22 protein-coding genes are annotated in these 20,467 nt (G+C 44.8%); all 22 read right to left on the minus strand.

Going from position 1 to position 20,467, the window contains the following annotated elements; all coding sequences use genetic code 11:
• Positions 1 to 16: 16 nt before the first annotated feature.
• Complete coding sequence (sucC, locus tag E2491_RS01600) at positions 17 to 1,177, minus strand: ADP-forming succinate--CoA ligase subunit beta (protein WP_134371863.1); 1,161 nt, start codon at positions 1,175 to 1,177, stop codon at positions 17 to 19.
• Between the two features lie 181 nt (positions 1,178 to 1,358).
• Positions 1,359 to 1,634 carry an EscU/YscU/HrcU family type III secretion system export apparatus switch protein gene (locus E2491_RS01605; protein ID WP_134371865.1) on the minus strand — a complete coding sequence of 92 codons (276 nt, stop codon included), beginning with the start codon at positions 1,632 to 1,634 and terminating at the stop codon, positions 1,359 to 1,361.
• The gene (locus E2491_RS01610) at positions 1,631 to 3,439 is read right to left on the minus strand and encodes a hypothetical protein (RefSeq protein WP_134371867.1); all 1,809 of its coding nucleotides are present in this window, start codon (positions 3,437 to 3,439) and stop codon (positions 1,631 to 1,633) included. Before E2491_RS01610 ends, E2491_RS01605 begins: the two co-directional genes overlap by 4 nt.
• A gap of 6 nt (positions 3,440 to 3,445) precedes the next feature.
• Positions 3,446 to 4,249: a ribonuclease HII gene (locus E2491_RS01615; protein WP_134371869.1), complete on the minus strand. Its 804-nt coding sequence runs from the start codon at positions 4,247 to 4,249 to the stop codon at positions 3,446 to 3,448.
• A 515-nt stretch (positions 4,250 to 4,764) separates the two neighbouring features.
• On the minus strand, positions 4,765 to 5,631 hold the full coding sequence (gene ylqF / locus E2491_RS01620) for a ribosome biogenesis GTPase YlqF (RefSeq protein ID WP_134371871.1): 867 nt from the start codon (positions 5,629 to 5,631) through the stop codon (positions 4,765 to 4,767).
• 7 nt (positions 5,632 to 5,638) lie between these two features.
• Entirely contained in the window at positions 5,639 to 6,175 is a 537-nt protein-coding gene (gene lepB / locus E2491_RS01625) for a signal peptidase I (RefSeq protein WP_134371873.1), read from the minus strand.
• Positions 6,176 to 6,340: 165 nt separating this feature from the next.
• Positions 6,341 to 6,685, minus strand: coding sequence for a 50S ribosomal protein L19 (rplS, locus tag E2491_RS01630; RefSeq protein WP_134371875.1), 345 nt, complete (start codon positions 6,683 to 6,685; stop codon positions 6,341 to 6,343).
• 131 nt (positions 6,686 to 6,816) lie between these two features.
• Positions 6,817 to 7,551, minus strand: a complete 735-nt coding sequence (gene trmD, locus E2491_RS01635; protein ID WP_134371877.1) for a tRNA (guanosine(37)-N1)-methyltransferase TrmD — start codon at positions 7,549 to 7,551, stop codon at positions 6,817 to 6,819.
• Positions 7,548 to 8,066 carry a ribosome maturation factor RimM gene (gene rimM, locus E2491_RS01640; protein WP_134371879.1) on the minus strand — a complete coding sequence of 173 codons (519 nt, stop codon included), beginning with the start codon at positions 8,064 to 8,066 and terminating at the stop codon, positions 7,548 to 7,550. Before rimM ends, trmD begins: the two co-directional genes overlap by 4 nt.
• Positions 8,066 to 8,458, minus strand: coding sequence for a YlqD family protein (locus E2491_RS01645; protein WP_134371881.1), 393 nt, complete (start codon positions 8,456 to 8,458; stop codon positions 8,066 to 8,068). The genes rimM and E2491_RS01645 overlap by 1 nt, the downstream gene beginning before the upstream one ends.
• Before the next feature lie 66 nt (positions 8,459 to 8,524).
• On the minus strand, positions 8,525 to 8,758 hold the full coding sequence (locus E2491_RS01650) for a KH domain-containing protein (RefSeq protein ID WP_134371883.1): 234 nt from the start codon (positions 8,756 to 8,758) through the stop codon (positions 8,525 to 8,527).
• Positions 8,759 to 8,767: 9 nt separating this feature from the next.
• Positions 8,768 to 9,040, minus strand: a complete 273-nt coding sequence (gene rpsP / locus E2491_RS01655) for a 30S ribosomal protein S16 (protein ID WP_134371885.1) — start codon at positions 9,038 to 9,040, stop codon at positions 8,768 to 8,770.
• 109 nt (positions 9,041 to 9,149) lie between these two features.
• A complete protein-coding gene (ffh, locus tag E2491_RS01660; RefSeq protein WP_134371887.1) occupies positions 9,150 to 10,499 on the minus strand; it encodes a signal recognition particle protein in 1,350 nt (449 codons plus the stop codon).
• Positions 10,500 to 10,512: 13 nt separating this feature from the next.
• The gene (locus E2491_RS01665; RefSeq protein ID WP_134371889.1) at positions 10,513 to 10,845 is read right to left on the minus strand and encodes a putative DNA-binding protein; all 333 of its coding nucleotides are present in this window, start codon (positions 10,843 to 10,845) and stop codon (positions 10,513 to 10,515) included.
• Positions 10,846 to 10,974: 129 nt separating this feature from the next.
• On the minus strand, positions 10,975 to 11,979 hold the full coding sequence (gene ftsY, locus E2491_RS01670) for a signal recognition particle-docking protein FtsY (RefSeq protein WP_134371891.1): 1,005 nt from the start codon (positions 11,977 to 11,979) through the stop codon (positions 10,975 to 10,977).
• Between the two features lie 15 nt (positions 11,980 to 11,994).
• Positions 11,995 to 15,558, minus strand: a complete 3,564-nt coding sequence (gene smc / locus E2491_RS01675) for a chromosome segregation protein SMC (protein ID WP_134371893.1) — start codon at positions 15,556 to 15,558, stop codon at positions 11,995 to 11,997.
• On the minus strand, positions 15,558 to 16,271 hold the full coding sequence (gene rnc / locus E2491_RS01680) for a ribonuclease III (protein WP_134372262.1): 714 nt from the start codon (positions 16,269 to 16,271) through the stop codon (positions 15,558 to 15,560). The genes smc and rnc overlap by 1 nt, the downstream gene beginning before the upstream one ends.
• A gap of 189 nt (positions 16,272 to 16,460) precedes the next feature.
• On the minus strand, positions 16,461 to 16,694 hold the full coding sequence (gene acpP, locus E2491_RS01685) for an acyl carrier protein (RefSeq protein ID WP_039808828.1): 234 nt from the start codon (positions 16,692 to 16,694) through the stop codon (positions 16,461 to 16,463).
• A 121-nt stretch (positions 16,695 to 16,815) separates the two neighbouring features.
• Positions 16,816 to 17,559, minus strand: a complete 744-nt coding sequence (fabG, locus tag E2491_RS01690; protein WP_134371895.1) for a 3-oxoacyl-[acyl-carrier-protein] reductase — start codon at positions 17,557 to 17,559, stop codon at positions 16,816 to 16,818.
• A gap of 2 nt (positions 17,560 to 17,561) precedes the next feature.
• Complete coding sequence (gene fabD / locus E2491_RS01695; RefSeq protein WP_134371897.1) at positions 17,562 to 18,503, minus strand: ACP S-malonyltransferase; 942 nt, start codon at positions 18,501 to 18,503, stop codon at positions 17,562 to 17,564.
• A gap of 45 nt (positions 18,504 to 18,548) precedes the next feature.
• The gene (plsX, locus tag E2491_RS01700; protein ID WP_134371899.1) at positions 18,549 to 19,547 is read right to left on the minus strand and encodes a phosphate acyltransferase PlsX; all 999 of its coding nucleotides are present in this window, start codon (positions 19,545 to 19,547) and stop codon (positions 18,549 to 18,551) included.
• Positions 19,544 to 20,119: a transcription factor FapR gene (fapR, locus tag E2491_RS01705; protein WP_134371901.1), complete on the minus strand. Its 576-nt coding sequence runs from the start codon at positions 20,117 to 20,119 to the stop codon at positions 19,544 to 19,546. The genes plsX and fapR overlap by 4 nt, the downstream gene beginning before the upstream one ends.
• Positions 20,120 to 20,467: the final 348 nt, after the last annotated feature.

Raw genomic sequence — 20,467 nt, forward strand, 5'->3', positions numbered from 1 at the left:
ATGCTCCCTGCCTTTCTCAGCCTACAAGTTCCACGATCTTTTGAGCGCCGTCTGCCATTGTTCCTGCAGCAACGATATCAAGATCTGACTCATTTAGAATTTTCTTACCAAGTTCAACGTTTGTTCCTTCAAGACGAACAACAAGAGGTACTTTAAGGCCTACCTGTTTCGCTGCCTCAACAACACCTTCTGCAATAATGTCACACTTCATAATTCCACCGAAAATGTTAACGAAAATTCCTTTTACATTTTCATCTGAAAGGATGATTTTGAACGCTTCGGTAACCTTCTCTGCTGTTGCACCGCCCCCAACATCAAGGAAGTTGGCCGGGTCTCCACCGTAATGTTTGATAATGTCCATCGTTGCCATCGCAAGTCCGGCACCATTAACCATACAGCCGATATTCCCATCAAGTGAAATGTAGCTTAAGTCATATTTAGATGCTTCGATTTCCTTTGCATCCTCTTCATCAAGATCACGGAATTCCATGACATCTTTCTGACGGTAAAGCGCGTTTGCATCGAAGTTAAGCTTCGCATCAAGTGCCATTACGTTACCGTCTCCAGTTGTAACAAGCGGATTAATTTCCGCGATTGAACAATCCTTTTCGATAAACATTTTGTAAAGTCCAAGCATGAACTTAACCGCTTTATTTACAAGCTCTTTAGGAATGTTGATATTAAACGCTACACGACGCGCCTGGAATGCTGTAAGACCAACAACCGGATCAATCGTTTCACGGAAGATTTTTTCAGGAGTCGCTTCTGCCACTTCTTCAATTTCCGTGCCGCCCTCTTCTGATGCCATCAAAGTAATACGTGATGTTGCACGGTCTAATACTAAACCGATGTAGTATTCTTTTTTGATGTCGCATCCTTCTTCGATAAGTAAGCGCTTAATTTCTTTTCCTTCAGGACCCGTCTGGTGCGTCACCAGCGTTTTTCCTAAAAGTTCTTTTGCATATGTACGAACCTCATCCAGACTTTTTGCGATTTTTACACCGCCAGCTTTACCGCGGCCGCCTGCATGGATCTGAGCTTTTACAACCGTTACTGATGAACCAAGCTCTTTTGCTGCTTCAACAGCCTCTTTAGGCGTGAATGCTACGTAACCTCTTGGAACGGATACCCCATATTTTCTGAGGAGTTCCTTTCCCTGATACTCGTGGATATTCATGTTCCATCCTCCTATCAAACTCTTTTGAAAATAGACTGCGCTTTCATTGTATAGAATGACAGAGGTCATGTCTACTATTTAAGGCGATCTTGTGAAAAAAGACACAAATAACTGAAAAGTCAGAAAAAAACAAGGTCCGATCATACATTATTGTCTATGACCGGACCCTGTTTTTATTCACTTATTGTTTTTTCTGCTGATCAAGTCTGTAGATGAACGCAAACACTTCTGCAACTGCCTGATATAGATCATCCGGGATCGCTTCATTCAGCTCCAGCTGGCCGAGAAGCTCAACAAGTGATTCATCCTGCTGTACAGGAACCTGATGCTCATTTGCTTTCTCAATAATTGCCTCTGCAAGCTTCCCCTTTCCTTTTGCTGTTACGACCGGCGCCAGCTGCTGATCAGATTTATACGTAAGTGCGACTGCCTGCAATCGTTTATTTTTTTCATTCATGCTTTGTAATCCACCTTATGATAGCCGGTAAGCAGTACATCTTCTGCAGGACTGATGATTGGCGGATCCACTTCACCTGCTACGTGGAATTTGACTGTGGACAGCTGATAACCCATTTGATTCAGTGCCTCTTTTAAGACTGGTACGAGTGGCTCAGCAAGTTCATCAAGTCCCGTATGTTCATTATAAATATCAAGCGTGATGACACGGTTTTGAACATTCATATCAATGACACTTTCCTTTAACTCTTTCAGCGTAATGTAAAACAGCACCCTTGCGAAATCCGGATCCAGCTGCCCTGATGCCTTCTTTCTGCCACTCCACTGCATGATCACATCAGACTGCTGGTTCCCAAGGTGCATTGGAAACTGCATCAGCAGCTGCTGCATCGGACCATTATCAGTGGAAAAAAGCTGCATGCCGTTTAAGCGGCTGACCAGTGTTTCAGCACTTTCCCTGACAGAAGCCGGTTGTGCGGTATCCGCAATCAGTGATAAAAGTTGAGGCTTTAATGCTTCTGCCGCTTTTTCAGGTGGCAGTGTCTGATTCAAAAGCCTCGCTTCATAATCAATCCCGGTTGCCTGAATCAGCTGCTTTAATACGTGCATAAAGGAGTGACTGCTTCCCTGAGTACCGAGCAGTGACTGCGTTTCAGCAAGGGCAGCTGTGACTACAGGCGGCTGTCCGGCAGTATGAGCCCCCTCCGGTAACAATTGTCTGACCAGCGGCATGATTGAATCAGGCATTTGGGGTATGAGGTGCTGCACGGTTAACAAAGGCGCACCTGGTTTGATTTGCTGCAGCGCAGACTGTGCCTGAATAAAAAGCTGTGCAGCCTGCTGAATTCCTGCTGATGAAACGGATGTTCCTGAAACGAGTGAGACTGCCTGCTGAATCTGCTGCAACTGTTCAGGTTTTGAAACGGGTAATGACTGAAATTCCCTTTGTAAAGCCATTAAACCCTGCCATAACCGGTTGGCCTGTACATTGGGACTTTGTGCATTCCCTGTACCATGTGAAGGCAGTGTAAGCCCGCTTAAAACAGGTGTACCGGCTCCTTTTTCAATCAGTACACCAAGATTTTTAAGTACTTCAACTGCCTGATTTCTCTGCGGGTGCTGGCTATCTAAAGCTCTTTCAAGCAATCGTTGTACAAATTGCTCAGATACCGCCTTCTGATAGGGAGCGTCAATTGTCTGAAGCGTGCGGCTCAGAGCGGGTCTGTCACTGCTTTGCAAGGCTTCAGCCAGCTGATTAACAAGCGCAGTAACAGGAGATCTCGCAGCTTCATTTGCACTGGATGCTGCCTGAAAGACAGGTGCTTTAAAAGGAAGATCTTTTGATGCCATCCATTTTAAAACAGACAGAGCCTCTGTTTTATTTCCTGCTGCTGCTAAAAAAGAAGCTGCAGCCGTTACTTTTTCCGCGGTCACCGGCCATTTATTTTCAAACATACTCGTTAGAAGCTGTCTCAGCTCCTTATTATCATTCAACTGAAGAGACTGAAGCAGAGCGGTTACAGTCTGGCGCGTACTTTCCCCTGGTGTCTGGTTACCGACAGGTTTAACACTGATTTCCCGCCCGTCATTTGTAACCTGGAGCCACCTTGCTTCTCCTTCAGAAAAAACAGCGTCCAGCTTCACTAAATGAGTCCGGTTACCGATCTGTACTTCAGCTGTCTGATTAGGCATCAGCCGGCTGATTTTTCCATAAACAATCTGACCGTCTTTCAGCGTCTGATTTCGTTCCGACTGAGGCGCAGGAACTTGCGCACGTGTCTGGCCGGTTATATGTGATGAGGGCATGTGTCATCATCTCCTCTTGGCAGCTATAGATTTTACAGGCTCAAACGATAATCTGTGAATGTCAGTTGGTCCGTACTTATGTAAAGCTTCTACATGCTGTTTCGTACCGTATCCTGCGTGTTTGTCAAAGCCAAATTCAGGGAACCGTTCGGCAGCATGTTCCATCAGCCTGTCTCTGGTTACCTTGGCAACAATTGAAGCCGCAGCGATACTGACACTTTTTGCATCGCCTTTTATGATAGATTCCTGTGAAATTGGAATCTGGAGCTCAACAGCATCAATTAAAGCATGGTCAGGCTGGCTTTTTAATTGCGTCAATGCCATTTCCATCGCTTTTTTTGAGGCATTTAAAATATTGATTTGATCGATTTCCTCAGCCTCTATGATCCCAATCCCTACGTCTGCATGATTCATAATTTCTAAAAAAAACATCTCTCTTTGTACACGCCCGATCTTTTTGGAATCATTAAGACCCGGGAGATAAAAGTCTTCAGGAAGGATGGCGGCTGCAGCTACTACTGGTCCGGCAAGAGGACCTCGGCCTGCTTCGTCCACACCAGCTATCAGCCTTTTGCCATTGGATTTCGCATCATTTTCATAGCGCAGCATCTGTTCGTACTGTTCCTTTAACTCCTGAGCTCTGTGCTGCTTTTTTGTGTGTCTTTCAACAAGGGCAATTGCACCTTTTCGTGTATCCTGTAACAGTTCGGCGGGAATTGGCTGATCCTCATTAAGTGAATCGAGGATTTTCCGCCATTCTTTTATTGATGTCATCGTTGTCACCTTTCTTCTTATATCGGCTCGTTTCATTTAAAATAAAGACTCCCTTTTTAGAGGGAGCCTTTAAAGGGTATTGCAAGTATCAACCGTGCCGGGTCATTCCTTCGCTTTCCTTTGTCTAGCTGTGGCGGGCAGGGACTAGCAAACTTCCCGTCCCCTCGTCCGATAAGTCAACATCAGCTCACTGCGTTCGCTGTGTTTCCTTTATCTCCGTTGGGGCCAGTCCAGTTTGTACGTCCCTAAACACCCGTCTCCGCTTTTCCAAGGCCGCGCGGTGAGCCAGCTAGTGCTCCGCACTACGCTGTCTCACCTGTCGCTTCTCTGCCGCAGGAGTCTAAGGAATGACCCGGCACTTATAATGTGCATTATCTGTTGAGTACTTAAAATAAGGAATTTAACCGATAGTCGAGAATCGTATTTTTTACTAAAAAAGAGTAAAGTCTATCTTAAATATTCTCAAATAAATATTTCCAACTGATTTACGACTAATTAAAAAATCATTTTTTAACAACTATGCCAGGAATTATTCAGCACGGTTTTAACGATTAATCTTCTTCTACTTCATCCAGTGCTTCAAGGTCGAATGTGATGGGGCCGAATTGGGTATTTCTGATATCTCGGACGATGAGGTCGGCTGTTTTGTCATAGTCGACTTCACCACCGGCCATCAGACAGCCGCGTTTTTTTCCGATATGGTTAAACAGCTCTGCTGCATCCTCGTGGATGACGTCCATCTGGTAGCGTTCTTTCAGTCTTTCCGGATAGTAGGTTTCAAGGAATCTAAGCGCGTATAGGGCGATATCCTGAAGATTCAGGATAGTATCTTTGATGGCACCTGTAAGCGCAAGCTTGTAACCTACCTGCTGGTCTTCGAATTTCGGCCATAAAATACCCGGCGTATCGAGAAGCTCCATTTCCTTACCGGCTTTAATCCACTGCTGGGCTTTTGTTACACCCGGACGGTTTCCTGTCTGGGCAATATTTTTTTTAGCCAGGCGGTTAATGAGTGTTGATTTCCCGACGTTTGGAATGCCGACGATCATGGCACGCATGGCACGCGGCCGGATTCCTCTTGATTTCATTCTGTCCCATTTATCCTTTAAGATCTTCATTGATTCCTTTTGGATTTGCTGGAGACCTGTCCCTTTATCGGAATTTATGGCTACGGCAGGCAGTCCCTGATCAGCAAAATATTGAATCCATTCTTTTGTTTTTACCGGATCTGCCATATCTGCTTTATTGATCAGAATCAGCCTTGGTTTTTGACCAATGATTTCTTCGATCATTGGATTTCTTGAGGATACAGGAATACGTGCGTCTACAAGCTCAAATACGATATCCACTAATTTAAGTTTTTCTGTGACCTGTCTTCTGGCTTTCGCCATATGTCCAGGAAACCATTGAATACTCATCTATCGTTCACTCCTTACTTACAACTTTAAAGTCTTCAGGTGGCCAGAACACAATCGACATAACACCGACGACTGATTCCACCGATACAGGACCGATATGTCGGCTGTCACGGCTTTTAGACCGATTGTCACCCATGACAAACAAATGACCCTCAGGAACCGTTTCTTCACCTGTTAATTCCTCCAGTGTAAAATCAGCGGTTACCGCTTCTTCATCTAAAAACTGTTCTTCCGTCAACTGATCATTTATGTATAGCTTACCCTCTTTAAATGCAACAGTTTCACCGGGAAGACCGATTACCCGTTTAATATAATCATCACTTTCTGACGCATGAAAAACCACCATATCAAACCGTTCAGGCTCTTCAAGAAGATAATTCAGCTTATTCACAATTAATCTGTCACCGTCTTTAAGCGCCGGATCCATGGAACTTCCATCTACAACGACTGGAGAAAATATAAAGTAGCGGATACCCGCGGCACAAACAATGGCAATCAACAGGATTTTGGACCATTCCCACCATTCATTTTTAGCCGTTCTCATTTAAACGCCCCCATGTAATCTGCTTTCTCTATTTTAGCATAGCAGGTGATACAATAACGCGTATTTGAACGAAAGAGAACAATGCAGGAACTGAATTTAAATTTTATAGGTTACATGTATTTTCACATTAAAAAAAGAGCTTGCAAGCAAGCTCTTTTTTCGTTATTAGCGAATTTCTTTAATACGGGCCGCTTTACCGCGCAGGTTACGCAGGTAGTAAAGTTTCGCACGACGAACTTTACCGCGACGCACAACTTCAAGCTTCGCAATTTTTGGTGTGTGTACAGGGAATGTACGCTCAACACCTACTCCGTAAGAGATCTTACGTACAGTAAATGTTTCACTTACTCCACCGCCACGGCGTTTAATAACAACACCTTCGAACACCTGGATACGCTCACGAGTTCCCTCAACAACCTTAACGTGAACCTTTACAGTATCACCCGGCTTGAATACAGGAAGATCAGAACGAAGCTGTTCTTTTGTAATTTCTTGAATTAAATTATGCATCGATTTCAACTCCTTCCAACAGATGTTCTTGCGGTTCTGTGACCATTTATGCAGCGGAACACCGTTTTCAAGGCTTATTCACTGATGTGAACTAAGCACAAGATTCATAATACCACAGCTGCCGATCTGTTTCAATGTTCTTTTTTGAATTCTTCAATCCATTTTTTCTGCTGGTCCGTAAGTGGAAAAACATCGAGAAGATCCGGGCGCCTCGTCCACGTTCTTCTTAATGACTCCTTCATTCTCCACTCATCAATTTTACTGTGATTTCCGGACATAAGGACGTCAGGAACTTTATGACCTCTGAATTCTGCAGGACGCGTATAGTGAGGGTGCTCCAGAAGCCCGCTCGAATGCGAATCCTTAACGGCAGATTCATCGTTTCCAAGCACACCAGGCAGGAGCCTTACCACACTGTCGATGACCGTCATCGCTCCGAGTTCACCGCCTGTCAGAACGAAATCACCAATGGAGATTTCATCTGTCACAAGATGCTCACGGATTCTCTCATCGTATCCTTCATAATGTCCGCAAATAAAGACTAGATGATCTTCTTTAGACAGCTCTTCTGCTTTTTTTTGCGTGTACCGTTCACCCTGAGGACACATGAGGATAATCCTTGGCGCTTTTTCGGTTCCTTCAGTCAGCTGGTTAACGGCTTCGAAAATCGGTTCAGGTTTTAACACCATTCCCGCTCCGCCTCCGTATGGGTAATCGTCAACAGAGTTGTGCTTGTTGCCTGAGAACTGACGGAAGTCGGTTACTTTGTAGTCAACTGCTCCTTTTTCTTTCGCCTTCTTTAAAATGGATTCTCCGAAGACGCCATCAAACATGGATGGAAAGAGAGAGAGAACGTCAATTTTCATTCCAGCAGACCCTCCATCGGGTGGATCACAACTTTTTTGTTTTCAGGATCAACACTTAGAACAACATCCGCAATAAACGGAATCATGACTTCTTTTTTCACAGCGGTCTGCACGACCCATACATCATTGGCGCCCGGTGAAAGAATTTCTTTAATGGTGCCGATTGATTCACCTGCATCTGTTACAACCTCACAGCCAATGATTTCATGATAATAGTATTCGTGATCATCAAGGTCCGTCAGCTGTTCATCTGTAATCCGCAGAACACCTTCTTTAAAAGGCTCTACTTCATTTACATTATCTAAGCCTTCAAATGTAAGAAGGTCAAAGTTTTTATGCTTGCGGTGATGCTTGACAGTCAGTTCACGCGGGTCACTGTTCTGTTTCGTAAAAAGAAAGAGTGTACTGCCTTTTGCATAGCGTTCCTCAGGAAAATCCGTACTTGAGATGACACGGACTTCCCCTTTGATGCCATGTGTATTAACAATCTTACCTACATCGAACCATTCCATCATTACCACCCCTGACGGATTTCCTTCACCATGCCATCTTCAAGAACGATGACCGGCTTCTGATCCGGATGCCAGATGCTGCCTTCTGAAAGATCAACAAGCATATCTGTTTCACGAAGCGTGTACTCCGTTCCCATCGGCATATCTTCAATCGTCTTTTCCTGTGCATTCACCTGCGCGATCAGCTGACGTCTTTTATTAATTTCCTGATTTATACGGTTTTTCACCGCGTCATTTGACTGTTCGAATTGCTTTTCAAGCTTTTTCTGCTGAAAGATCAGCTGTTCGATTTCCTTTTGTGCCCGATCGTTTTTCTGGGCAAGGGAATCCTTCAGACGTTTCTTCGAAGAGTTTGTCATTATTTCTTTAATGACGACCTTTTGAGTAACCTGCATGTTGAGCAACTCCTTTTTTGAAATCCACTTTATTATACAGCAAAAGGGAGGACATCTGCCTCCCTTTTACTGATCAATTATTTCAAGTACGGTTTTTTTCTTCTGACTGCTTTCAGCAGCAAAAGTTACAGTACGTATAGCTTTCGCAACTCTGCCTTGTTTGCCAATGACTTTACCCATATCGTCCGGGTGGACTGAGAGGCGGTAAGCGATCGTCTGTTCATCTTCATGAACGTTGACGCTCACTGCATCCGGGTGATCTACAAGAGGCTTGACAATCGTTTCGATAAGCTCTCTCATATACGTCTCTTATTTACCGTGCTTTGCGTTATGGAATTTCTCCATAATGCCTTCGTTAGAAAGAAGGTTACGTACAGTGTCAGAAGGCTTCGCGCCATTGCTCATCCACTTAAGAACCGCTTCTTCGTTGATATCTACTACAGCTGGGTTTGCAACCGGGTTGTAAGTTCCAACTGTTTCGATGAAACGTCCATCACGTGGTGAACGAGAATCTGCTACTACAATACGATAGAATGGGGATTTTTTAGCTCCCATACGCTTTAAACGAATTTTTACTGCCATTTTTATTGCACCTCCGAATAGTTTCACACAAGATAGTATAATAGCAAGGGTTTGACCCTTTGTAAAGTCTTTTTTCTTAACACACTGATTTTTTTATAAAAATGCCGTTTTACTGCATGAACGGGAAGTTAAATCCTCCGCGTTTTTTTCCTTTGGCCTGGGCATTTGTCATTTGCTTCATCATCTTTTTCATTTCATCAAACTGCTTTAACAGACGGTTGATTTCCTGAATTGGACGACCGCTTCCGCGGGAAATTCTTTTTCTGCGGCTTGCATTAATAATTTCCGGCTGCTCCTTCTCCTGAGGCGTCATCGACTGGATGATCGCTTCAACATGTCCAAGCTGCTTACCGTCAACCTCGATATTATCAAGGCCCTTCATTTTGTTTGCACCGGGAATCATTTTTAACAATTCATCCAGTGGCCCCATCTGCTTCACCTGACCAAGCTGATCAAGGAAATCGTCAAGTGTAAATGAAGCCGTACGAAGCTTTTGTTCCATTTCCTTTGCTTTCGCTTCGTCGACATTCGTCTGAGCCTTCTCGATAAGCGAGAGCATATCACCCATTCCGAGAATGCGGGAAGCCATTCGTTCAGGGTGAAACGGTTCAAGCGCATCCATTTTTTCACCCATCCCGACAAATTTCACCGGCTTTCCGGTTACAGAACGGATCGAGAGTGCGGCACCACCACGCGTGTCCCCGTCAAGCTTTGTCAGAATGACACCTGAGACGCCAAGTGCGTCGTCAAAGTTTTGTGCCACATTCACTGCATCCTGACCAGTCATAGAGTCCACAACAAGGAAGATTTCATCAGGAGAAGTAAGCTCTTTAATTTGCTTAAGCTCATCCATCAGCTCTTCATCAACGTGTAGACGGCCGGCTGTATCGATCAGCACATAATCATGATGTTCTTCCTTCGCTTTTTCAATCCCCGCTTTTGCGATTTCAACAGGGCTTACCTGATCTCCCATTGAAAAAACAGGCAGACTGAGCTGTTTACCGAGTGTTTCTAGCTGCTTGATCGCAGCAGGACGGTAAATATCAGCAGCAACAAGAAGCGGCTTGCGGTTATGCTTTTTACGCAGCAGACCGGCAAGTTTACCTGCTGTAGTTGTTTTACCGGCACCCTGAAGTCCTACCATCATAATGACAGTAGGTGCTTTCTTCGCCACTGCGATCTGACTCTGTTCCCCACCCATTAATTCGGTGAGTTCTTCCTTTACAACCTTAATGACCTGCTGGCCGGGTGTCAGGGATTTCATGACTTCCTGTCCGACAGCTCTTTCACTTACGCGTTTGACAAAGCTTTTGACAACCTTGAAGTTAACATCCGCTTCCAGTAAAGCGAGGCGGACTTCCCTCATCATTTCTTTTACGTCAGCTTCGCTAACCTTTCCTTTTCCGCGGATCTTCTGAATGGATCCCTGCAGACGGTCGGCTAATCCTTCAAATGCCATATCGTGAAGCCTCCTACTCTAATTCCTCAAGCGCATCAATAATCGGCAGCAGCACTTCTTTCGAAGGAGGTTCTGCAGCTGCAGCCTCTCTCAGTCTGCCAATCATACCAGCACGCTCCTGGAATTTTTGAAATAACAATAATTTTGATTCATATTCCTCAAGCATTGCTTCTGTTCTCTTAATATTGTCATACACTGCCTGACGGCTGACATCATACTCTTCTGCAATTTCCCCTAAAGAATAATCATCCAGATAATATAGAGACATGTAGCTCCGCTGTTTTGGTGTTAACAGCATCTGATAAAAATCATAGAGAAAATTCACTCTGGTCGTTTTCTCGAGCATGACACGCCCCCCTTTGTTAAGTGAAAAGCCTTTACAGTGAAATCATACCTTGATCCCGGTATGATGTCAATATAAAGGCTCAATTCAGATATCTCCTCAATTCAAAAGGCTAGGCATGTGTGAAGTGGTTTATTCTTCTTCAGCAATGATCTCTTCTTTATCAACCAGATCTGCAAACAGACCATACACATACCGTTCCGCATCAAACGGCTGAAGATCGTCCATCTTCTCCCCGAGACCTACAAATTTAACAGGAATACCGAGTTCTTTTTTAATCGCAATGACGATTCCTCCCTTGGCCGTTCCATCAAGTTTCGTTAGCACAATCCCGGAGACGTCTGTTGCTTCTTTGAAAATTTTGGCCTGGGTCATGGCATTCTGACCCGTTGTCGCATCGAGTGCCATCAGAACTTCATGAGGAGCACCCGGTACTTCTCGCTCAATGACGCGCTTAACTTTTTCCAGCTCCTTCATGAGGTTCACTTTATTTTGCAGACGCCCTGCGGTATCACAAATCAGAATATCGGCTTTTCTGGCTTTGGCAGATTGCACTGCATCATACATTACAGCGGCAGGATCAGACCCTTCGCTCTGTTTAATCACGTCAACACCGACTCTCTCACCCCATACCTCAAGCTGTTCGATGGCACCTGCACGGAACGTATCACCAGCTGCCAGCAGTACGGATTTTCCTTCCTGCTTAAACTGATGTGCGAGTTTTCCGATTGTCGTCGTTTTTCCTACACCGTTTACACCGACAAATAAAATCACCGTCAGTTCGTTTTCCTGAATGTTTAACGCTTCATCAGGCTCTTCTCCATCATAGTAGATGTCTACAAGCTTCTGGGAAATGACACTGCGGATCTCTTCCGTGTCTTTAATATTCTGGCGCTTAACTTCCATCTTCAGTTCTTCCACGAGCTCCATGACCGTATCAAAGCCGACATCGGCCTGAATCAGCACCTCTTCAAGTTCTTCAAAGAAATCCTCATCTACGGTCCGGTAGCGGGCTACAAGATCATTCATTCTTGAAGTAAAGCTGTTTCTTGTCTTCGTCAGGCCTTCACGGTATTTATCCGTTGACGGCTCTTCAGTTTGTGTGAATTTTTCTTTTAACTTTTTAAAGAAACTCATCAGTATCCCCCTGTTTTAGGTCAGCATATTTTGTTCTTCTTCAAATTTTACCGAGACAAGCTTCGAAACACCTGACTCCTGCATCGTTACACCGTAAAGGACATCAGCACCCTCCATCGTTCCTTTGCGGTGGGTAATCACAATAAACTGTGATTGCTCACTGAATCGGTTCAGGTACTGACTGAAGCGCTGTACATTCGCTTCATCAAGCGCTGCTTCCACCTCATCGAGAATGCAGAAAGGAACCGGTCTGACATGCAAAATGGCAAACAATAGCGCAATCGCAGTCAGTGCACGTTCTCCTCCCGAAAGAAGACTCAGATTTTGAAGCTTTTTACCTGGTGGCTGTGCCACGATATCTATGCCCGTATGAAGCATATCCTGAGGATCAGTCAGCTTAAGCTCTGCGCGCCCGCCACCAAAAAGCTCCACAAATACAGATGCAAAATGAACCTTTACCTGGTCGAATGTCTCTTTAAAGCGTCTCGACATTTCATCATCCATTTCACTGATGACCTGCATCAGATTGCTTTTGGCTTCGTTGAGATCAGTCTGCTGTTCAATGAGAAACTCATAACGTTCCGATACTCTGTCGTATTCCTCAATGGCTCCGAGATTGACTGAACCAAGCTCTGAAATGGAAAGCTTGATCAGCTTAACCTTTACTTTCGCTTCTTCAGGATCCACCACAAGCGGAAACTCTTCAATGGCAGCCTCGTAGGATAGCTCGTACTCTTCCTGCAGTTTATTCAGTCTGTAATCAATATCTGACTCTAAACGTCCGTTTTTCACTCTGAGGTCGTTAATACCTTCAGACAGACCCTGATGCAGCCTGCTGAGTTCTTTATAGGAGGCAGTCAGCTTTTGAATTGTTTCCTCAAGCTCTTCACGCTCTTCTTTTTTCGCACCGAGCCCGTTCATCAATGATTGGCGTTCAGCCTGTTTATCAGCAATTTGTCTTTGAAGAACCACTGTCTGATCTTCTCCTGATGTCATTTCTTTTGACAGCCAGGTGAGATCTTCTGCTGTGTTTTTTTTGTTTTGTTCAAGCTCCAATAAGGTTTCCTGCAGCTCCCGTTCCTCTCTTTTACTTTGCGAAAGCTTTTCTTCTGAAACGGCAAGCTTCGATTGAAGCTCAGATTTCACCTGAATTTTCTCATCTCTTGATGAGCTTTGAACGTTTTTCTGCTTCGTCAGCTCTTTAATGGCGAGATCAAGCTGTTCAAGCTCAACACCGGACTTTTCAAGTTTTTGCTTAATGTCAGCAGTCCTCGCTGTCACAGATTTACTTGCATCCTGATATTCAGCAATTTCGAGGTCATACAAGGCAAGCTGTTCATCCGTTTTCTTTAATGCAGCTTCTGCTTCGCGGAGTTCTGCCTTCATTTCAGACTCCTGGATACGCATCTGCTCGCCGGCAGTTCTGAGTGTTTCCATCTCATGATCTGCAGCGGCAGCCTGTTTTTTAAGTTCCTGCACTTTCTTTTCAAGTTTAACTGCAGTCTGTTCAAAGTCAGGTATTTGTGCGGTCAGCTGATCAAGCTCGTTTTTACGGGAAAAGATCGAGCTGCTTTTTTTCGCCTGAGCTCCTCCCGTCATAGAACCTCCCGGATTCACCAGGTCCCCGTCAAGCGTCACAATCCGGTATCTGTATCCGAGCTGTTTTGCCAGTTCGTTGGCGCCTTTCAAATCCCGCGCAACAATGACGTTACCGAGGAGGTTTTCAATCACATTTCGATATTTTTCATCAAAAGAAACAAGCGCTGAGGCCGTATTGATAAATGCCTGGTGTCCATTGATCTGATGAAGAACGGATGATGGAACAAGCCTTGACTTGATTACGGTCATTGGCAGGAAAGTAGCTCGACCCATCCGGTTTTTCTTTAAAAACTGAATGGCATCTCTCGCTTCTTTTTCCGAAACGGTTACAATGCTCTGCATCGATCCGCCGAGCGCTGTTTCAATCGCTGTTTCCGTTTCCTTTTCAACATCAATCAGCTCCGCAACCGCTCCTTCAATTCCTGAAAGAGCATTACCCCGGGCTTTCAGTATTTCCTTTACGCCCTGATAAAATCCTGAAAACTCCTCTTCCATGGATTCGAGCATTGATTTTCTCGACTTGGCTTCACTCACGTACTGATAAGCCTTGTAGAGTTTTGCTTCAAACTGCTCTGCCTCCTGGAGGAGTTGGCTTCTTCTTTCCTGGAGCTCACGATACTCAGCGGACATCCTTTCAAGTTCTTCCGTTTTTTTCTGTATGACGCCCTGCAATTCCGTATATCTTTGCTGATGCTTCTCACGTTCCTGAATAAACGTCACGTTTTGACCGGTGAGTTTATCAGCGCGTACGGAATCCTGCTTTTGCTGCTGTTCAAGATAGGTCAACTCATTTTTCAATGCTGTCTGGTCGTTTAAGCATTCAAAATAATCATTTTTTGCCTGTTCGAGCTGTTCCTCAATCTGATTAACAGATGTATTCAGAAATTGGTCCAGCTCTGCAAGCTGTTTCTTCAGAAAGGCAGTATCTGATTTATAATCAGCTGCTTTTTCTTTGTTTTCTTTGATCTTATGGTTAACACGGACAAGCTGCTGATCAATTTCCTTCAACTTTTGATTCAGCTGATCTTCATTTTGATCGGCATTTTTTCTGCGCTCAACGAGTACCTGACGGCGGCCTTCAAGCTGCTCCGTTTCTTCTGTCAGCTTAAGTAAAATCGCCTGGGATGTTTCAATTTGTTTTTCACATTGGATACGCATCGTCTGCTTTTCATTGAGAATACTGTCTGTCCGGTCAAGCTCCAGCTTCATTTCCTTTTCTTTCGTGGACATATCAGCCAGCTGCTGTTTTTTATTTTCCCAATCAGCCGTCATGGATCCGATCTCATAACCTAAAAGGGCTGCTTCTGTATGCTTCAGATCTTCTTTATAGGCTAAATACTCTCTTGCTAAAGAAGCCTGAATTTTCAAAGGCTCAACCTGGCCCTCAAGCTCATGCAGAATATCCTGTACCCGATAAAGATTTTCCTGTGTTTCAGTTAATTTCTGATCCGCTTTTTTACGGCGGTTTTTATATTTCAGTACACCCGCCGCTTCCTCGAGAATTACTCTTCTGTCTTCGGGTTTACTGTTTAAAATCTGATCTACTCGTCCCTGCCCGATGATGGAGAAGGCCTCTTTGCCCAACCCTGTATCAATAAATAGTTCTACGATATCCTTCAGACGGCAGCTCTGGCCATTCAGCAGATACTCACTGTCACCTGTCCGGTACACCCTTCTTGTCACACTTACTTCTGCATAGTCAAGAGGCAACGCTCCATCCCCGTTATCGAGAATAAGCGTCACCTCTGCAAAATTAAGCGGTTTCCTTGAGTCACTTCCGGAGAAAATGACGTCCTCCATTTTCCCACCGCGCAGTGACTTGGCAGACTGCTCTCCAAGCACCCACCGGATGGCTTCTGTAATATTACTTTTTCCGCTGCCGTTCGGTCCGACTACAGCTGTCACACCGGGCACAAAATCCACATGAATTCTTTCTGCAAATGATTTAAAGCCCGCGACTTCAAGTTGTTTTAAATACATTATTCCTTCTCCTGCTGTTCAGGCTTTTTCTTTAAATAAATGAGTGCCTTTTCCGCTGCATGCTGTTCTGCTTCCTTTTTCGAACGCCCGGTTCCTGTACCAAGCTCCTCTTCACCAAGCAGCACTCTTGAGATAAATTCACGATTATGCGCCGGGCCCTTCTCTTTTAAAATTTCATACTGAAGCGTACCGGAGTGGTTCCGCTGAATAAACTCCTGCAGCTGACTCTTGTAATCCATCACATGCGAAAAAGCACCGGTTTCAATTTTCGGGAAGACGACTTTTTCAAGGATTTTCTTTACAGAATCCATTCCCTGATCGAGATACAGTGCGCCGACAAACGCTTCAAACACATCCGCAAGAAGTGCCGGACGCATCCTTCCACCTGTCTGTTCCTCACCCTTACCAAGCAGGATCATGTCACCGAAATTCATTTCATTCGCGAAAACAACGAGAGAAGGCTCACAAACAATGGCTGCTCTGAGTTTTGTCATCTCTCCTTCACTCATTTGAGGATATGTCCCGAATAAATAATGTGAGACAGACAGTTCAAGAACAGCGTCACCTAAAAATTCAAGGCGTTCATTATCCTCGTAAGGCTTTCTCCGATGCTCATTCACATAAGATGAATGTGTAAATGCTTTAATCAAAAGCTTTTTATTATTAAACTGGATTTCATGCTTTTCCTGGAATTCCTTAAATTTCTGTTCCATGCTTTTAGCAGAAAACTGATCATTTTTATATTTACCCACTGGGACTTCACCTTGCCATTCATTAATCTATTTCTTACCTGTTGACACCGCTCCGGAGACTGCGCTCCAGTCTGTAACGCCAATTAAAATAAAAGCTTGGCATGAAGGTTCATGCCAAGCGGATAGAAAGGTTCGTCTCGGCCGACTGCATTACATTTTGCTTTCTATGTAACTAACTGCATCTCCAACGGTACCAATCTTTTCTGCATCTTCATCAGAAATTTCCATATCAAATTCATCTTCAAGCTCCATAACTAATTCTACTACATCAAGTGAATCAGCACCAAGATCTTCCTTGAAAGAAGCTTCAAGCTTAACTTCAGATTCATCGACTCCTAGTCGGTCAACGATGATTTTTGTTACGCGGTCTAATACTTCTGCCATGTTCGTCACCTCCCTTCAAGTATTATAGAGTAAATGAAGCCCGATTTAAAGGGATTCACGGATTTTCTCATTACATTTATATTTCGTTTTTTCAATATTGAACGGTTTTGAATGCGAACCGTTACATCACCATTCCGCCATCTACATGCAGAGTCTGTCCTGTAATATAAGACGAATCTTCTGACGCAAAAAACGCAACGGCTTTGGCTATATCTTCAGGCTGTCCGAAACGGTCAAGCGGGATCATGTTTTTCATGGCTGCCTGAACATCCTCAGGCAGCTCGCCTGTCATATCTGTTTCGATAAAACCTGGTGCAATGGCGTTAACAGTGATGCCTCTTGAAGCAAGCTCTTTAGCAGCCGTTTTCGTTAAACCAATGACGCCTGCTTTTGATGCAACGTAGTTCGCCTGGCCCGGATTCCCCATCACACCAACGATAGAGGAAACATTAATAATTCTTCCGGCGCGCTGTTTCATCATCGGACGGGTCACCGCTTTTGTTGTTAAGAAAACGCCTTTCAGGTTCACATCCATTACCTGATCCCATTCCTCTTCCTTCATTCTCATCAGGAGATTATCTTTTGTGATACCTGCATTATTAACTAATACGTCAATTTTCCCGAATTCATTCACGGTTTCTTTCACCATCGCCTGCACTTCTTCGGCATCTGATACATTGGCTTTTATCACGATCGCTTTTCTGCCCAGGGAACGGATTTCTTCCGCCACTTCATTCGCTTTTGCTTCACTTCCACTGAAGTTAACTGCAATGTCTGCACCCTGATTTGCCAAATGAATGGCGATGGCACGGCCTATCCCTCTTGAAGCACCTGTTACCAATACTGCTTTTCCATCTAAATTCATGATTATTCCCCTTTCAATGCCGCAACAGCAGCTTCGAGCGTTTCCTGATCATACACCGGGTACACTGTTGCTTTTCTGTTGATTTTTTTCACCAGGCCGGATAACACTTTCCCCGGTCCCGCTTCTACGAACGTATCCACCCCAAGGCTGATCAGCTGTTCGATTGAATCCTCCCATAAAACTGGAGAATAGAGCTGTGCAACGAGCAGTTTTTCAATTTTTCCAGCTTCAAATACAGCATCTGCCGTGACATTCGCCACAACTGGAACCTGCGCATTGGAAATACTGATATTGGCAAGCTCATGCTGGAACTTTTCTGCAGCAGGCTTCATCAGGCTGGAGTGAAACGGACCGCTTACATTCAACGGAAGCACACGTTTTGCCCCCCGCTCCTTTGCAAGTGACGAGGCTTTTTCCACACCTGCTGCAGATCCTGAGATGACAATTTGTCCCGGGCAATTTAAATTCGCAAGCTGAACTTCATCGCCCTGATCCGTAATTTCATCTGTAACATCCTTTAATGCTGAACGCTCCATTCCGAGTACTGCCGCCATACTGCCCTGACCGTCAGGAACGGCCTCTTCCATTAGTTCACCTCGTTTTCGCACGGCTTTCAGCGCATCTTCAAAAGATAAAGCATTGGCTGCAACGAGCGCTGAATATTCCCCAAGACTGTGTCCCGCTGCATAGTCCATATGCACGCCTTTTTCCTTCAACGCCTCCAAAATAGCGACGCTGCTTGTTAAAAGAGCCGGCTGAGCATTATACGTTTTTGTTAATTCTTCCTGAGGGCCATTTTTCATCAGTGTTGTAAAAGACTCTCCGAGAATCGACTCAGCCTGATTGAAAATTCGGGCTGCTGATTCATATGTACCGGCAATTTCACCTGCCATTCCTACCGTCTGGGAACCCTGTCCCGGGAATAAAAATGCTATTTTAGCCATGATCACTAACTCCTTTTTAAAAATAATATCGGCAATTTTGCTCCATTACTGATTCGCCTGATCCGCACGACTGATGGAGTCGGAAATTTTCCCGCAGACATCATGCTTCGCCATCGTATTTGCCTGCTTAATGGCGTTATAAAGCGCATTGGCATTGGACGATCCGTGCGCTTTCACAACTGGCGCATTAAGACCAAACAAACCGGCACCACCGTATTCTGTATAATCCATTTTATTTTTCAGCTGTCTCATATCATTTTTCACGAGGCCTGCAGCCAGTTTATTTTTGACTGATGAAGTAAAGGTGTCCTTGATCATGCCAAACAGCGCCTGTGCCGTTCCCTCAATGGTTTTTAGCACCATATTTCCTGTGAAACCGTCTGTCACAACAACGTCAGCCACTCCGTTTAACAGATCACGTGATTCGACATTGCCGATAAAGTTCAGACCGGACTGCTGAAGCAGATCATAGGCCTGCTTAGTCAGTTCATTCCCTTTACCCTCTTCAGTCCCGATATTTAACAGGCCAACGGTTGGTTTGGAAATGTTTCTCACCTGCTCAGCGTAAATGCTGCCCATCACGGCGTACTGAAGCAGATGTTCAGGCTTGGCATCAGCATTGGCACCGAGGTCAAGCATGACAAAGCCCTGACCGTCAAGTGTTGGCAGTGTAGGCGACAGCGCAGGTCGGTCAATACCTTTAATCCGCCCAACGACGAATAATCCGGAGGCCATGAGTGCACCTGTGTTACCGGCTGACACACATGCGTCCGCTTCTCCATCCTTCACAGCCTGAGCCATCAGCACCATGGAAGCATTTTTCTTACGTCTCACCGCACGAACCGGTTCATCGGTGCTCAGAATCTTTTCTTCTGTATGAATGACTTCAATCTGTGAAGAAGGTGTTAAATGCTCGTTAATCTGTTTTTCATCTCCATAGAGCTTGATCGTCAGCGTAACATCCTCCTGCACAGCTTTCATGACACCATGAACAATTTCTTTTGGGGCATGGTCTCCCCCCATTGCGTCAACAGCAATAATCATACTTCTTGTCCTCCTTCTTCTGAAGAGCGGTACATCTCGAATTCCCCTTCGAACACGAGCGTCTGCTCAACATACGACCTGACTTCAACAAACGTCCGCCTGTTATCTCTCTTTTTTACTTTTGCTTTCGCAACGACCCGGTCACCCTCTTTGACCTGTCTGCAAAATTGAATGTTTGCATGTGCGGTAAGGGCTAAATCATCATTAATCAATGCAACAGCTAGTGAATTCGCCTGCGCAAACAAATGATGCCCTCTGGCAATCCGGTTACGCTGAAACACATGCTCTTCCCGGACATCGAAAATGGAAATCGCACTTTCATCGAGCTCCACATCGATAATCTCACCAATAATCTCATCAATTGGAAGTGAACGCACTTCATCTTCAAACGTCTGCTCAGCCACATGCTTAATCCGCTCCCTGAGCTCAGGAATGGCAAGCTCCATACGATCGAGCCGGATTGTCTGAACACTCACATCAAACGTCTTCGCCAATTCATCATCCGTGATAAACGGGTTATCCGCAATTGTATTTTTCAACAGAGCCTGCCGCTCTCTTTTCGTTCGTTTCATCCCTTCACCATCCGATACTAACACTAGGTACTAATAGTAGTATATAAATATTGAGGTATAGATGCAACTGGGAAAGGTGGAGGTTCGCGTTTAGCGGCGTATGCGGTGGACTGAAGCGATTAAGATAAAGGAAACACGTTGAGCCTCAGTGAGCTGATGTTGACTTGTCGAACGAGAGGACGGGAAATTTGCTAGTCCCTGCCCGCCGGAACTGGACAAAGAAAGGTGATTAACGGGCGTTGGGCTTAGACACTTCCAGAGTAAACTCGGTCACATTTATGCTGAACTTGGATACACTACCTGATCACCTGGTCATTTTAAAGAAAATCACGGCACAGCCCTGGGTCT

It is taken from the genome of Jeotgalibacillus sp. R-1-5s-1 (assembly GCF_004405105.1).
Taxonomy (GTDB): Bacteria; Bacillota; Bacilli; order Bacillales; family Jeotgalibacillaceae; genus Jeotgalibacillus.

Bases quoted from the DNA above. Each gene is read 5' to 3' on its own strand.
- sucC (WP_134371863.1), bottom strand. From the start codon at position 1,177: ATGAATATCCACGAGTATCAGGGAAAGGAACTCCTCAGAAAATATGGG.
- E2491_RS01605 (WP_134371865.1), bottom strand. From the start codon at position 1,634: ATGAATGAAAAAAATAAACGATTGCAGGCAGTCGCACTTACGTATAAA.
- E2491_RS01610 (WP_134371867.1), bottom strand. From the start codon at position 3,439: ATGCCCTCATCACATATAACCGGCCAGACACGTGCGCAAGTTCCTGCG.
- E2491_RS01615 (WP_134371869.1), bottom strand. From the start codon at position 4,249: ATGAAACGAGCCGATATAAGAAGAAAGGTGACAACGATGACATCAATA.
- ylqF (WP_134371871.1), bottom strand. From the start codon at position 5,631: ATGAGTATTCAATGGTTTCCTGGACATATGGCGAAAGCCAGAAGACAG.
- lepB (WP_134371873.1), bottom strand. From the start codon at position 6,175: ATGAGAACGGCTAAAAATGAATGGTGGGAATGGTCCAAAATCCTGTTG.
- rplS (WP_134371875.1), bottom strand. From the start codon at position 6,685: ATGCATAATTTAATTCAAGAAATTACAAAAGAACAGCTTCGTTCTGAT.
- trmD (WP_134371877.1), bottom strand. From the start codon at position 7,551: ATGAAAATTGACGTTCTCTCTCTCTTTCCATCCATGTTTGATGGCGTC.
- rimM (WP_134371879.1), bottom strand. From the start codon at position 8,066: ATGATGGAATGGTTCGATGTAGGTAAGATTGTTAATACACATGGCATC.
- E2491_RS01645 (WP_134371881.1), bottom strand. From the start codon at position 8,458: ATGCAGGTTACTCAAAAGGTCGTCATTAAAGAAATAATGACAAACTCT.
- E2491_RS01650 (WP_134371883.1), bottom strand. From the start codon at position 8,758: ATGAGAGAGCTTATCGAAACGATTGTCAAGCCTCTTGTAGATCACCCG.
- rpsP (WP_134371885.1), bottom strand. From the start codon at position 9,040: ATGGCAGTAAAAATTCGTTTAAAGCGTATGGGAGCTAAAAAATCCCCA.
- ffh (WP_134371887.1), bottom strand. From the start codon at position 10,499: ATGGCATTTGAAGGATTAGCCGACCGTCTGCAGGGATCCATTCAGAAG.
- E2491_RS01665 (WP_134371889.1), bottom strand. From the start codon at position 10,845: ATGCTCGAGAAAACGACCAGAGTGAATTTTCTCTATGATTTTTATCAG.
- ftsY (WP_134371891.1), bottom strand. From the start codon at position 11,979: ATGAGTTTCTTTAAAAAGTTAAAAGAAAAATTCACACAAACTGAAGAG.
- smc (WP_134371893.1), bottom strand. From the start codon at position 15,558: ATGTATTTAAAACAACTTGAAGTCGCGGGCTTTAAATCATTTGCAGAA.
- rnc (WP_134372262.1), bottom strand. From the start codon at position 16,271: ATGGAACAGAAATTTAAGGAATTCCAGGAAAAGCATGAAATCCAGTTT.
- acpP (WP_039808828.1), bottom strand. From the start codon at position 16,694: ATGGCAGAAGTATTAGACCGCGTAACAAAAATCATCGTTGACCGACTA.
- fabG (WP_134371895.1), bottom strand. From the start codon at position 17,559: ATGAATTTAGATGGAAAAGCAGTATTGGTAACAGGTGCTTCAAGAGGG.
- fabD (WP_134371897.1), bottom strand. From the start codon at position 18,503: ATGGCTAAAATAGCATTTTTATTCCCGGGACAGGGTTCCCAGACGGTA.
- plsX (WP_134371899.1), bottom strand. From the start codon at position 19,547: ATGATTATTGCTGTTGACGCAATGGGGGGAGACCATGCCCCAAAAGAA.
- fapR (WP_134371901.1), bottom strand. From the start codon at position 20,119: ATGAAACGAACGAAAAGAGAGCGGCAGGCTCTGTTGAAAAATACAATT.